General features: G+C 63.2%; 14 protein-coding genes. 5 read left to right on the top strand and 9 right to left on the bottom strand.

From position 1 onward, the window contains the following. Positions 1 to 37: 37 nt before the first annotated feature. Positions 38 to 1,045 (bottom strand): Fe(3+) ABC transporter substrate-binding protein, encoded by a 1,008-nt coding sequence (locus tag AB5Y95_RS16200; RefSeq protein ID WP_065018312.1) that lies wholly within the window; start codon positions 1,043 to 1,045, stop codon positions 38 to 40. Positions 1,046 to 1,242: 197 nt separating this feature from the next. Next, entirely contained in the window at positions 1,243 to 1,581 is a 339-nt protein-coding gene (glnK, locus tag AB5Y95_RS16195) for a P-II family nitrogen regulator (RefSeq protein WP_005308655.1), read from the bottom strand. 201 nt (positions 1,582 to 1,782) lie between these two features. Between glnK and arfB the strand changes: the two genes are divergently transcribed. Together arfB and AB5Y95_RS16185 are read left to right on the top strand one after the other, a co-directional pair. Beyond that, entirely contained in the window at positions 1,783 to 2,199 is a 417-nt protein-coding gene (arfB, locus tag AB5Y95_RS16190; protein ID WP_368161585.1) for an alternative ribosome rescue aminoacyl-tRNA hydrolase ArfB, read from the top strand. A gap of 23 nt (positions 2,200 to 2,222) precedes the next feature. Beyond that, complete coding sequence (locus AB5Y95_RS16185; RefSeq protein WP_368161584.1) at positions 2,223 to 2,717, top strand: methylated-DNA--[protein]-cysteine S-methyltransferase; 495 nt, start codon at positions 2,223 to 2,225, stop codon at positions 2,715 to 2,717. A gap of 347 nt (positions 2,718 to 3,064) precedes the next feature. Here the strand turns inward: AB5Y95_RS16185 and AB5Y95_RS16180 are convergent, their stop codons facing one another. The 7 genes from AB5Y95_RS16180 to AB5Y95_RS16150 form a co-directional block, all read right to left on the bottom strand. Then, complete coding sequence (locus AB5Y95_RS16180) at positions 3,065 to 4,261, bottom strand: NupC/NupG family nucleoside CNT transporter (RefSeq protein ID WP_005308649.1); 1,197 nt, start codon at positions 4,259 to 4,261, stop codon at positions 3,065 to 3,067. A 182-nt stretch (positions 4,262 to 4,443) separates the two neighbouring features. Beyond that, complete coding sequence (locus tag AB5Y95_RS16175) at positions 4,444 to 5,379, bottom strand: LysR family transcriptional regulator (protein WP_026141420.1); 936 nt, start codon at positions 5,377 to 5,379, stop codon at positions 4,444 to 4,446. Positions 5,380 to 5,461: 82 nt separating this feature from the next. Continuing rightward, complete coding sequence (locus AB5Y95_RS16170; RefSeq protein ID WP_017782231.1) at positions 5,462 to 5,998, bottom strand: glutathione peroxidase; 537 nt, start codon at positions 5,996 to 5,998, stop codon at positions 5,462 to 5,464. Positions 5,999 to 6,060: 62 nt separating this feature from the next. Continuing rightward, complete coding sequence (locus AB5Y95_RS16165) at positions 6,061 to 6,624, bottom strand: NnrU family protein (protein WP_208200138.1); 564 nt, start codon at positions 6,622 to 6,624, stop codon at positions 6,061 to 6,063. Positions 6,625 to 6,834: 210 nt separating this feature from the next. Beyond that, complete coding sequence (locus AB5Y95_RS16160; RefSeq protein WP_208200140.1) at positions 6,835 to 7,968, bottom strand: glycerate kinase; 1,134 nt, start codon at positions 7,966 to 7,968, stop codon at positions 6,835 to 6,837. Between the two features lie 9 nt (positions 7,969 to 7,977). Beyond that, a complete protein-coding gene (locus AB5Y95_RS16155; protein ID WP_017765278.1) occupies positions 7,978 to 9,240 on the bottom strand; it encodes a GntP family permease in 1,263 nt (420 codons plus the stop codon). Between the two features lie 119 nt (positions 9,241 to 9,359). Next, positions 9,360 to 10,475, bottom strand: coding sequence for a sugar diacid recognition domain-containing protein (locus tag AB5Y95_RS16150; protein ID WP_010635163.1), 1,116 nt, complete (start codon positions 10,473 to 10,475; stop codon positions 9,360 to 9,362). Between the two features lie 322 nt (positions 10,476 to 10,797). Between AB5Y95_RS16150 and AB5Y95_RS16145 the strand changes: the two genes are divergently transcribed. The 3 genes from AB5Y95_RS16145 to AB5Y95_RS16135 all read left to right on the top strand — a co-directional run bounded on the left by AB5Y95_RS16145 (position 10,798) and on the right by AB5Y95_RS16135 (position 12,520). After that, positions 10,798 to 11,172, top strand: coding sequence for a YacL family protein (locus AB5Y95_RS16145; RefSeq protein WP_005308639.1), 375 nt, complete (start codon positions 10,798 to 10,800; stop codon positions 11,170 to 11,172). A 62-nt stretch (positions 11,173 to 11,234) separates the two neighbouring features. Next, on the top strand, positions 11,235 to 11,528 hold the full coding sequence (locus AB5Y95_RS16140) for a hypothetical protein (RefSeq protein ID WP_005308637.1): 294 nt from the start codon (positions 11,235 to 11,237) through the stop codon (positions 11,526 to 11,528). A gap of 161 nt (positions 11,529 to 11,689) precedes the next feature. Then, positions 11,690 to 12,520: a CPBP family intramembrane glutamic endopeptidase gene (locus AB5Y95_RS16135; protein WP_042051435.1), complete on the top strand. Its 831-nt coding sequence runs from the start codon at positions 11,690 to 11,692 to the stop codon at positions 12,518 to 12,520. The last annotated feature ends 30 nt before the right edge of the window (positions 12,521 to 12,550 follow it).

The raw sequence follows: 12,550 nt of genomic DNA, 5'->3' as shown, positions 1-12,550 counted from the left end.
GACCACAGAGGTTGATGGGGCCGTTGGCCCCATCTGATTACAAGTCGAATTTCACTTCATCCAGCAGCTGCAAGGCGTCCTTGCGGTGCTTGGCGTAATCGCTGACCGGCAGGGCGTCAGACTTGAAGCTGCCCCAGGACTTGACCATGGCGGAAGGCTCGACCCCGGCCTTGACCGGATACTCGGCATTCACGTCCGCATACATGTGCTGGGCGGTGTCGCCGGCCAGAAACTCCATCAGCTTCTGGGCCTCGGCCTTGTTCTTGGCATATTTGGTCATGGCCACGCCGCTCACGTTGACGTGGGCACCGCGATCCCCCTGGTTCGGGAAGTTAATGTAGACGGCATCGGCCCAGGATTTCTGCGCAGGATCCTTCAGCATGGCACCCAGGTAGTAGCTGTTGCCGAGCGACACGTCACAGATACCATCCTTGATCGCCTTGACCTGATCCCGGTCGTTGCCCTGCGGCTTGCGCGCCAGGTTGGCCTTGACCCCTTCCAGCCAGGTTTTTGCATCCGCCATGCCGTGATGAGCGATCATGGAGGAGACCAGCGCCACATTGTACTCATGCTTGCCGCTGCGGGTGCAGATTTTTCCTTTGAATTCAGGCTTGGCCAGATCTTCGTAGCTGATTGTGTCCAGCTTGCCGAGGCGATCCTTGCTGGAATAGATGGCGCGCACCCGGGTGGTCAGGGCGAACCAGCGGTTGTCCGGATCGCGATAGATGGCGGGGATGTTCTCCTGCAGGATCTTGCTGTCCACCGGCTGCACCAGCCCCTTGTCCACCAGATCGGTCAACCGGCTGATGTCGACGGTCAGCATCAGATCCGCCGGGGAGAGCTTGCCTTCCCGCTCCAGACGCTCGTTCAGACCCTCTTTGGCGAACACCACGTTGACCTTGATGCCAGACTCTTTCTCGAACTGCTGGATGATGGGCTTGATCAGCTCATCCTGGCGGTTGGAGTAGACATTCACTTCCCCTGCGGCAAACGCCGACTGAGCCGCCAACGCAGAGAAAGCCAGTGCCAACATCTTCATTTTCATCATCCATTCCTTGAGTTGCTATATCGAGTGAGAACCATTGCTGTTTGCATTTTGCATTGAGCTCGACAGCGGGATCAAGAAATCCTGACGTTGCGGGATCACATATTTAAACGCCGTTCAAACAAAGGGGCCGAATAGAATCCTATCCAGCCCCACCATGGAGTCAATCAGCGACACCCCATCGATCACCAGCCCTGTCAGAGCGCCTCGTCGTCGTTCTCGCCGGTCCGAATGCGCACAGCCTGCAGCAGGTCGTAGACGAAGATCTTGCCGTCACCTATCTTGCCGGTGTAAGCGGCCTTGCAGATCGCCTCGATCACCCCTTCGACGTTGTCATCGGCGGTGGCGATCTCCAGCTTGACCTTGGGCAGGAAGTCGACCTGATACTCGGCTCCCCGGTATAATTCGGTGTGCCCCTTCTGGCGGCCAAACCCTTTGACCTCGGACACGGTCAGACCCTCGACCCCCAGGATGGCGACGGCCTCGCGCACGTCATCCAACTTGAAGGGTTTGATAATCGCAGTAATCAGCTTCATCTGGTTGCTCCCAATCCATGGTATGTCATGAATGGGGAATCAATTCTTGTGCCAAGTCTTTTTATTGTTTAATTTCAAAAAGATAGCATTTACGTCTGGAGCAGGACTCTCCCGACATCACCAAGGGAGCGCAGCTCGCCCCATTATGAGGCACCAAGCTGAACCAGCCAGCGCCGCTGCACCAAACAAGAGCACAGCAGTATGTTAGTCATCTCCAACAGCGTCACCCTGCCCTGGCATGAGCTGCAATTCCAGACCATGCGGGCACAGGGCAACGGCGGCCAGCACGTCAACAAGACCGACTCCGCCGTCTGGTTGCGCTTCGATTACCGCAGCTCCCCCAGCCTCACCCCGCTCTACAAGGAGGGGCTAGACAAGCTGAGCGACAGCCGGGTTCACGACGGCTTCATCCTGATCCGGGTCGAGACCCATCGCAGTCAGGACATGAACCGCAAGGAGGCGATGAACCGCCTGGTGGAGCTGCTGAAAAAAGCAGCATGGCGCCCCAAGGCGCGCCACACCACCAAGCCGACCCGCAGCTCCCAGCGCAAGCGGGTCGATGCCAAGAAGCGCAAGGGGGAGATCAAATCGACCCGCGGCAAGCCGGTCGTGGACTAGGCCCGACACCCGAGGATGACAACATGCAATACAGTTTTTGCGACAGCGCCCATGGCCCCCTGCTCATCGCCATCGACCGGGACGGGCTGCGCTACGTGGAGTTCGTGCGAGGCGAGCAACCGGTGACCCCGACCGACCAGTGGCAGTGGGACGACCTGGCGCTCGCCCCTTTCGTCGAGCAGTTCGCTGCCTACTTCGCCGGTCGCCTGCGCCGCTTCGATCTGCCGCTCGCCGCCCGGGGCACCCCTTTTCAGCAATCGGTATGGCGCGCCCTGGGCGACATTCCCTACGGTGAGACCGTCAGCTACCTCGAGATAGCCCAGGCCATCGGCAATCCCAAGGCGGTACGGGCGGTCGGTGCCGCCAACGGCCGCAACCCGCTCAGCATCATAGTGCCCTGCCACCGGGTGATCGGCCGCAGCGGCGAGCTGACCGGTTATGCCGGCGGCATCCCCATCAAACGCTGGCTGCTGGCACTGGAACAGCAGAGTGCCGATCACTTTGTGCTGACCCCCTGAGCCGCGGCCGGCATCCCGTTAGCAATCTGGTTGCCGGCACTGGAACAGCAGACCGCAGACGACGTCGCACTGCCTCCCTGAGCCACTGACCAGCCAGCCTCCACTGCGTTTAGCAAAATGAACATAGTATGAAGAATCGCCTCAGAAGGGCTTCAGACAGCCTCAGGCATCATGGCTTCACACTTGGATGGCATGGCTCATCCCTCATTCAAGTGGCACCCATGTGACGCTTCCAATCTGTCTTTTTCCCCCGCGCCTCCCTGAGGCGCTTTTTTTTGCCGGCAGGCGGGCGCAAAAAAGCCCGCCGAAGCGGGCTCTGACCGGAAGGTGCTAACTTCTGGGGTCAATCAAAGGGCGAGGAACAGGCCGGCCAGCGAGGCGCTCATCAGGTTCGCCAGCACCCCCGCCAGGATGGCGCGCATGCCGTAACGGGCGATGAAGGATTTGCGCTCAGGCACCATGGCACCCAGGCCGCCAATCAGGATCGCCATGGAGGATATATTGGCGAAACCGCACAGGGCGAAGGTGACGATGGCCTTGCTCGACTCGCTCAGGGTCTGGTCCTGCACCAGGGCGATGAAGGCAACGAACTCGTTCACCACTATCTTGGTGCCGATCAGGGCGCCGGCGGCCTGAGCCTGCTCCCAGGGGATGCCGATCAGCCAGGAGACGGGAGCGAACAGCCAGCCCAGGATGATCTGGAAGCTCAGCTCCAGCCCCACCAGGTCGCCGGCCCAGCCCAGCAGGCCGTTGAGCATGGCGATCACGCCGACGAAGGCCAGCAGGGTGGCCCCCACGGCAACCGCGATGTTGAGACCGGACATGGCACCATCGGCGGCCGCTTCAATCACGTTGGTGGCACGCGGGATCACCACGTCCTGATGATGGTCCTCTTCTTCGGCAGCAGGCGGCACCAGGATCTTGGCCATGGCCAGACCGGCCGGCGCCGACATGAAGGCCGCCGCGATCAGGTATTTCAGCTCGACCCCGATGCTGGCGTAACCCACCAGGGTACCGCCAGCCACGGAGGCTAGGCCGCAGCTCATCACCGCGAAGAACTGGGAATCGGACATCTTGGAGAGATAGGGTTTGACCACCAGCGGCGCCTCCACCATGCCGACGAAGATGTTGGCGGTGGCGGAGAGACTCTCGGCGCGGCCGGTGCCCAGCAGCTTCTGCAGGCCGCCGCCAAGCAGGGCGATCACTTTCGGCATCAGGCCGATGTGGTAGAGGATGGCGATCACCGCGGAGAAGAAGATGATGACCGGCAACACGTTGAAAGCAAAAATGAAGCCCAGCTTGAACTTGGCCAGATCGCCGAACAGGAAGGCGATCCCCTCCTGACCGTAACCGATCACGCTGCTCACGCTCTCGCTCACCCCGTTCAGCACGTGCTGACCGGCGGGCAGCCAGAGCACCAGGCCGGCGAAGAGGATCTGCAGGCAGAGGGCGAGACCCACTGTTCGCAACGGGATACGACGACGATTATCAGAGCAGAGCGTGGCCAGGGCCAGGATACTCAAGATGCCGAGCAGGGCAATCATAGGGACTCCATCAGGTGGGGCAAAAGATGGGCGCGGATTCTGCTCTCCCAGCCTCGCCACTGCAAGTCCAGTTGGTTACAGCCCTGTTAGCAAAAACGTTTTCACGATACCGGTTGCGGCAACTGGCTGATTTGGCTCGATTTTGGTATCAAGCGAAAGCCAGTGTTCTTATATGGAAACGATTATTCCTCTGTACCGGACAATTTGCCGCCGAGCCAGGGGGCCAGCCGCTGTTCCCAGTAGGGATGGGGGCCGAAACCCTCCTTGAGGAAATCGATGAACAGCCGGATCTTGGGATCCAGGTGCTCGCGCCTGGCATAGACGGCGTGTACCGCCATCTTCTGGTTTGGTCGCCACTGAGGCAACAGCGGGATCAGTTGGCCGGACTGCAGCTCCTTGTCCAGCAGGTAGTTGGCTACGTAGGCGATGCCGAGCCCGGCCAGGGCGGCGTCGCGCACCGCCTCCGCCAGATCCACCCGGTAGTTGCCGGCCACCTGCACTGTCTGGCGCTCCTTGCCCTGGCGAAACGACCACTCGTGGTAGCGCCGCTCCCGGCTCTGGTAGGTGATGCAGTTGTGCTGGGCCAGATCCTTGGGATGGAGCGGGGTGCCGTGGCTCAAGAGATAGTCCGGCGAGGCCACCAGCACGAAGCCGATGTCCGCCAGCCGCTGCCCCACCAGGGCCTCGGGTTTGTCCTCGTAGGTGGTGATCCAGAGATCCAGCCCCTCATCCACCAGATTGGTGCGGTGATCGAACAATGAGACTTCCAGCTCCAGCTCGGGGTAGCGATCCTGAAACGCCTTGAGCCGCGGGATCACGTGCAGCCGGCCGAAGGATTGACCGACCCCCAGATGGAGCACGCCGCTCACCTTGCCGCGCCGCTCCGCCACCATGGAGTCCGCCTCCAGCGCCACCGCCACCAGGGCGCGGCAGTGGCGGGCATACTCCTGACCGAGCTCGGTGAGGGAGAAGCGGCGGGTGGTGCGCTGCACCAGCTGGGCACCGAGTTCTGCCTCCAGCTGGGCCAGTTGCTTGCTGATGTGGGATTTGGAGACGCCGAGCCGCCGGGCGGCGGCAGAGATCCCCTGTTCACGGACCAGGGCATCGAAGATCACCATTTGGGGCAGACGTTGCAGCACGGGATTACCAGAGAGAAGAGCGGGCCCCCATTATTCCAGAGCGGCCCGCCGCGGGGTAGCGCTAAAGGCCGAGCGCCCGTTTGACCTCTTGTTGCAGGGGATCGTCCGCCGGATTCTGGTTGGCACCGTAGCTGCCGATTAGTTTGCCGTCGCGCCCCACCAGGTATTTGTGGAAGTTCCAGTTGGGGGCATCGCCATCGGCTGCCGCCGCCAGCCCCTTGAACAGGGGTACCGCATCCGAGCCCCGCACCGCCACCCGGTTGAACATGGGGAAGGTGACCCCATAGTCGCGCCGGCACACCTCGGCGGTCTTGTTCTCGTTGCCCGCCTCCTGTCTGAAGTCGTTGGAGGGGAAGCCCAGCACCACCAGCCCCTGCTCCTTGTAGCCCTGATAGAGCCGCTCCAGATCCCGAAACTGGCCGCTGTAGCCACAATAAGAGGCAGTGTTGACCACCAGCACCACCTTGCCCTCGGTCAGCTGGCAGAGGTTGTGGCGCTGGGTGCTGTTGAGCTCCCGCATCTCCACGTTGAAGTAGTCGGGGCAGGCGGCGCCGGCCATGCCGGATGCCAGCGTCAGCAACAAGACAATCCTTTTCATCGAGTGACTCCTGTCAGGCAGATGAGTGACATACGCGCGAACACGCCGGCCGGTTCACCGGCTCAATAGAGCGGGATGCCGGTGAGCATGCCATGTCCCCAGAAGATCAGCAGGGCGGTGAGCGCCAGCCCGGCCCCCACGCTGAGCCCGGTGCCATACCAGTTGGCCGCCGGACGGGGATGACGCTGCCAGTCCCGCACCGAAATCCAGACGATGCTCACCAGCGCCCACAGGCCGATGCCGCCAAACAGCACCAGGGAGCGGGCCTCGCTGTTGACCGCCAGATGGGCACCGGCCCAGAGCAGGGCGCCGAGCAGCTGGGGATGCACCAGCCAGCGCCGCAGGTGGTTGGGGCCCTGACCGGAGCAGAACAGGATCAGGGCGATGGGCATCACCGCCATCATCAGGGTCGGTCCCCAGGCGGGCAGAAAATAGAGCGGCAAGGGGCTGGAGGTGCGCCAGCCGGCGATGATGCAGGCGATGCCGATAAACAGCACCAGCGAGAAGAGTCCCTTGTAGCGATGCTCCCCCAACCGCTCGCGCAGCCGGATCCTGTGGTCGGGCGCGAAGCAGGGGTAGAGGTGAGTCAGGGTAAACAGCAGTACCCCCAGGGTCAGCAAGATCATGGGTCGCTCCTTGTACTATGGGGGATCACTATGCCGCAAAGTCGGCGGCCAGAATACAGAAACCGCAGAAAAGCACTGGGGATACAGCAGGATAATGAAAAAAGCCGATCATCTGATCGGCAAGGTGTTTCGGGCTGACCCGCAGTTAAGCGGGTCGTCACCGCGACACGGGGCGGGGTTGGCCGGCGCCAGGCACCGGCCAGAAGAGGGTCAGGGTCGCAGCAGGTAGAGCGCCGCCACGTTGCGGGCCGTGAGCTGCAGGTTGGTGGTGGCGGTGGCCAGCGCCTCCGGCAGGGACATGGCGCGGTTGACCACGGCAAACACCGCATCCAGCCCGTGCTCGTGCACCACGCCGCAGTCGTCGGTCAGACAACCCGCGATACCGATCACCGGCTTGCCGAACCGCTTGGCACAGCGTGCGACACCGATTGGCGTCTTGCCGTGAATGGTCTGGCTGTCGATGCGTCCCTCACCGGTGATGACCAGATCCGCGTCGGCTACCGCCTCGGCCAGTTTCAACGCCTCGATGACGATCTGGATGCCGGGCTTGAGCTCGGCGCCGAGCAGGCCCACCAGGGCCGCCCCCATGCCGCCGGCGGCGCCCGCCCCCGGGATCTCCTTCACCTGCTTGCCGAGGGCCTGCTCGATGCAGTCGGCGTAGTGAGCCAGGTTGGCGTCCAGCTGCGCCACCATCGCGGGGGTCGCCCCCTTCTGCGGACCAAACACGGCGGAGGCCCCTTTCGGCCCGCACAGCGGGTTGTCCACGTCGCAGGCCACCTCGATGGTGATCTTGGCGAGGCGTGAATCGAGCCCGCTCAGATCGATGGTGGCCAGTTCGGCCAGACCGGCGCCGCCCGGCGCGATGGGAGTGCCGTCGCGTTTGAGCAGCTTGCCGCCGAGCGCCTGGATCATGCCGGCACCCCCGTCATTGGTGGCGCTGCCGCCGATGCCGAGGATCAGATGCTTCACCCCCATGTCGAGGGCCGCCAGGATCAGCTCGCCGGTGCCACTGCTCGAGGTGTGCAGCGGATTGCGCAGCTCAGGCGCCACCAGATGCAGGCCGGAGGCCGCCGCCATCTCGATGACGGCGCGCTCGCCATCCCCCAGCAGACCGACGAAGCCCTCTACCTTGTTGCCAAGGGGAGCGGTCACATGGAAGGGCAGAATGCGGCCGCCGGTGGCATCCACCAGGGACTGCACAGTCCCCTCGCCGCCATCTGCCATCGGCAATTTGACGTAGGTGGCATCCGGCAGCACCTGCTTGAAACCGGCCTCGATGGCATCGGCCACCGCCATGGCGCTGAGGCTCTCCTTGAATGAATCGGGGGCGATAACAATTTTCATATCAATTCCTTAGGCGAGGCCAAACACGCCAAACATCAGGGTGGAGACAACGGCGATGGTCAGACCGACCGCGGTTTCGTAGGGGATGAGCTTGAGCCGCTCACCCACGCCCATGTGGACGCTGCCGCCGGTGGCATGGAAGAAGGAGCCGTGGGGCATGTGGTCGAACACGGTGGCACCGGCGTGGATCATGGCGGCCCCCGCCAGGCTGCTGATGCCAAGCTCGAGCAGGGTGGCGCTGAACACGTTGGAGGCTACCACGGTACCGGCGGTGGTCGAGGCGGTCGCCAGCGACATCAGGGCACCGGAAATGGGGGCCAGCAGGTAGGAGGGCAGGCCGGAGGCGGTCAGGCCGCTGATCAGCACATCCTTGAGACCGGAGTTGGCGATGATGCCCGCCAGGGTACCGGTACCCAGCAGCATGATGGCCACCGGCGCCATGCGGGCCAGACCCGAGACGGCAAACTGGTTCACCTTGCCGAACTTGCCCATCATCAGGGCACCGACCAGGCCACCGAGAGGCAGTGCTATAAGCGGATCCACCACTATGCCGGCGATGGGACGCAGGGCCAGCAGCAGGATGGCCACCAGCGGCGCACTGATGGCGGCGGCAAAGCCCGGCAGCTTGCTGCCATCGAAGCTCACCACCTCGTCGGCGGCGACCTTGCTGCCCTTGTTGTTCAAACGCTTGGCGAGCCAGTAGGCCATCACCAGCCCGAACAGGCCCGGGATGATGCCGGCCGCCATCACCGAGGTGAGGGGCAGATGGAAGGCGTCCGCCGCCGCGATGGCGTTGGGGTTGGGCGACATGACGTTGCCCGCCTTGCCGCCGCCGATCATCGCCAGCAGGATGGCCGCCTTGGAGAGATCGGCACGGCGGGCGATGGCCAGCGCAATGGGGGCGACCGTGATGACGGCCACGTCCACGAACACGCCGACCGCGGTCAGGATCAGGGTGGCCAGCGCCAGCGCCAGCAGGGCGCGGGTTTCACCCAGCTTTTTGACGATGGTCTCGGCGATGGTGGTGGCGGCGCCCGATTCGATCAGCACGCCGGCCAGAACGCCCGCCGCCAGGATCCGCATCACCGCCGTGGTGATCCCCTGGGCGCCGCCGATCATCAGGGCGACGGTCTGGGTCAGATCGGCGCCGCCGATCAGGCCGCCGGCCAGGGCGCCGACGATCATGCCGTAAGCGGGTGGCACCTTCTTCAGGATCAGGAAGATGGCGATGGAGAGCGCCGCGAGGGCGCCAAGGGCTGTAACCGGGGTCATGACGGGCACCTTTCTAGTGAGTGAATGGTGGCCATTATGGTGATCCGGGATCGGAATGCTTTGGTCAAAAAACCAAATATCAGCTTTTTAAAACGTAATTTTATGTATGAATGAACAAATCAGCTATCGAGATTGAGCCCGAGATAGAGCAGGAACTTGTCATCTAACTTGTTGAAATTCAACCCGGTTATCTGCTCGATCCGGGTCAGCCGATAGCGCAGGGTATTGGGGTGGATGAACAGGGCTTCGGCACAGGGATGCAGATCACAATCCTGCAAGAAATATTGGCGCAGCGTCTTCTGCAGTGTTCCCTTTGTATCCTCCTGTGCCAGCTTGTGCAGCGGGGCCCGCAGCTGATCCGCCTGCCAGGAGTCCGCCAGACTGCCGAGCAGCACCGGCAACCGGTAATCCTCGAAGAAATAGACCTGCTTGCGCGGCGCCTGCCGCATGCCGCGACGCAAGGTGTCCCGCGCCGTCTGGTAGGAGCGTGCCAGCCCGCCGGTGCCGGCGAAGTAATCACCCACCCCGATGCGCACCCGAAAGTGGGGGATACGGGCCAGCAACTGCTTGATGCGACTGCGCTCCTGCTCTGACTGCCAGATGCCGTCACTGAGCTGGGCGGGCTTGAGCACCACTATCTCGTCCAGGCCGTTGATGGCCACCAGATTGTCCCGCTCCGGGTTTTCCAGCAGGTGCACCAGCTCCCGCAGCCGGGCCGGGTCGGCCTCCTCCAGCGCCAGCACCGCCACCACCCGCGGCTGGGCCAGATCCAGCCCGAGAAAGCGGGCCGCCTGCTGCAACTGATCCTCGCGCCCTTCACCACGGATGAGCTGCAGCACCAGCTCCTCCTTGTGACGCTTGTCCCACTGCAGTTGCTCGGTGAGCGCCGCCTGCTCCAGGATCAGCTCGGCGGTCATCCGCACCAGCTCGGCGTAAGCACGCACTTCGTCCGGATCGCCCGAGATGCCAATGACCCCGAGCAGCTCCCCCTGATAGGCGATGGGCAGGTTGATGCCGGGGCGCACCCCCTTGAGCTCGCGGGCGGTCGCTTCGCTGATCTCCACCACCCGGTTCTCGGTCAATGCCAGCACGGCCCCCTCGTGGCGCTGATGGAGCCGCTCCGGGTTGCCGGATGCGATGATAAGGCCGTGCTCGTCCATCACGTTGACCGAGAAAGAGAGGATCTTCATGGCCCGGCTGACAATCTGCCGTGCGAGGGTGTCATTGAGCTGCATATGCGCCACCAGTTACCGAGACAAGAGCACGAGGAGCTACGACGGGCCTCAGTCGTTCATCCATCACGTTGAGCGAAGAAGAGAGGATCTGTATCGCCAGACAGACTATCTGGCGTGCGAGGGTATCGTTTAGCTGCATCACATCTCCAAAGCGAGGGCCGAACCGGCCACAAAGCGCCTGCACCGGGGCAAAGATGCCACATCTTCAAGACAAGCGAGGGGGGGCTCGCTAGAATAGGCCACTTTACGCTATATGCGCCCCGCCATGGAGCAGGATTTTCCCCTGCCCATGACGACTCACCCTTCCGCTATGGACTGAACTATGGATTATGAATTTCGCCGCGATCCGTTCGGCGGTTATCGCGCCCGGTTCTCCATGGGCCACGAGGCCATCGGTCAGTGGCTGATCGATGAAGTGGGCAAGGACGAGGAGAAACTCGACGAGCTGTTCGCCATCATCGATCAGCTCTCCAGCCGGGCCCGCACCGAATACCGGCTGCTTGGCGGCGACTACTCCCTGCTGCTGACCCACGAGGAGGCCGAGGTGAAGGCCAACGTCCTCAATATCGAGCAGGATGAAGATCTCGACGATCTCGCCTACTACGATGATGAACAGCTGGCCATGTGCGGGCTGGAAGATTTTGCTCAGGTGCTCGTCTCCTGGCGCGCCTTTATCCGCAACGAGGATATGGGCTGATTGACCCCATCGGAACACCCGCGTCGGGCTCAAGACCCCTCGCCCAACCAACAGGATTGACTATGTCTATTTACGATTTTGATGACGAACTGCCGGAAGACGAGCTGGAAGAGCAGCCGAAGAAACCCGCCCAGCCCAAGAAGAAGGGCAAGCAGGTGCTGAACACCCAGGTCAACCTGAGCCCGCGCGATGCCAGCCGCCTGAACGGCCTGCACGTGGAGGCCATCACCACCCTGGACGACGTCAGCCTGCCGAAGAACGTGATCTTCAAGGCCGGCCTGATCGCCCTGGGCGAGCTGGACGCCAACCTGCGGGCCGACATCATCGCCCGGGTGATCGCCGAATCCGGCCGCTGATAGCGTCGCATCCTTGCCAAAACCGGAGCCCAGCTCCGGTTTTTTTATGGTCGCTCGCCTGCTCCCTCCTGCCGCGCGGGGATCCGACCAGCTTATTGAGCCTTGTCTCATGGGATGTCCCATTGTTAAGGTGCGGCACTTTCATCGGCCATGGAGACTCAATGTTACCTCTACCTGATTCACTCATCTGGGGAGCACTGGCGCTGGCCGTCTTGCTCTGTCTGGCCCGGCAGCGTCTGCCCGGCTTCATCATGCTGGCGGTCGCCCTGCTGGCGGCTCTCGGCCTCGGCCACCTGAGCCCTGTCGCCCTGCTGGCCAGCGCAGCGGGTCTGCTGCTGGCCTGGCGTACCCCCTCCCTTCCCCAGCCCTGGCGCGCCGTCGCCCTGGGCGCCGTACTGCTGTGGGCGGTGGCGCTGATGCTGCACCTCATCCCCGGCTTCACCAACCTGAAGGTGCTGGATCAGGTGCAGGCCGGCCCCGCCAGCGTGCCCTTCAACATGTACCTCAACCTCGACAAGCCGCTGGTCTTCTTCGGCCTGCTGCTGGCCTGGCCCGCCTTGCTGGGCCCGGGCGGCGCCATTCAGTGGCGCAGGCTGGCGCTGCTGCTGGTGCCGCTGGCGGCCCTGCTGATCGCCGCCTGGCAGCTGGGAGCCCTCAAGCCCGAAGTGGGCCTGCCCGGCTGGTGGTGGCTGTTTGCCATCAACAACCTGCTGTTTACCTGCGTGGCGGAAGAGGCGCTGTTTCGCGGCTTCCTGCAGCAGGGGATCGCCGCACACAGCCGGCGCTGGCTTGGGGTGCTGGTAGCCAGCCTGCTGTTCGGCGCCGCCCACCTGGCCGGTGGCCCGCTGCTGGTGCTGTTCGCCGCGCTGGCGGGGGCCTGCTATGGTCTGGCCTTCCTGCTGAGCGGGCGCCTCAGCGTCGCCATCGCGATCCACTTCCTGTTCAACTTCGCCCACCTGGCCCTCTTCACCTACCCGCTGGCCAGCCGCTGATCCCCTCGGGGCGTGCCAACCGGCACGCCC

Origin of the sequence: Aeromonas sp. R5-3 (assembly GCF_040908225.1) — a bacterium.
Lineage (GTDB): Bacteria > Pseudomonadota > Gammaproteobacteria > Enterobacterales > Aeromonadaceae > Aeromonas > Aeromonas dhakensis.
The sequence above is the reverse complement of the archived record's forward strand: the minus strand, read 5'-3'. Positions and strand labels throughout refer to the sequence as shown.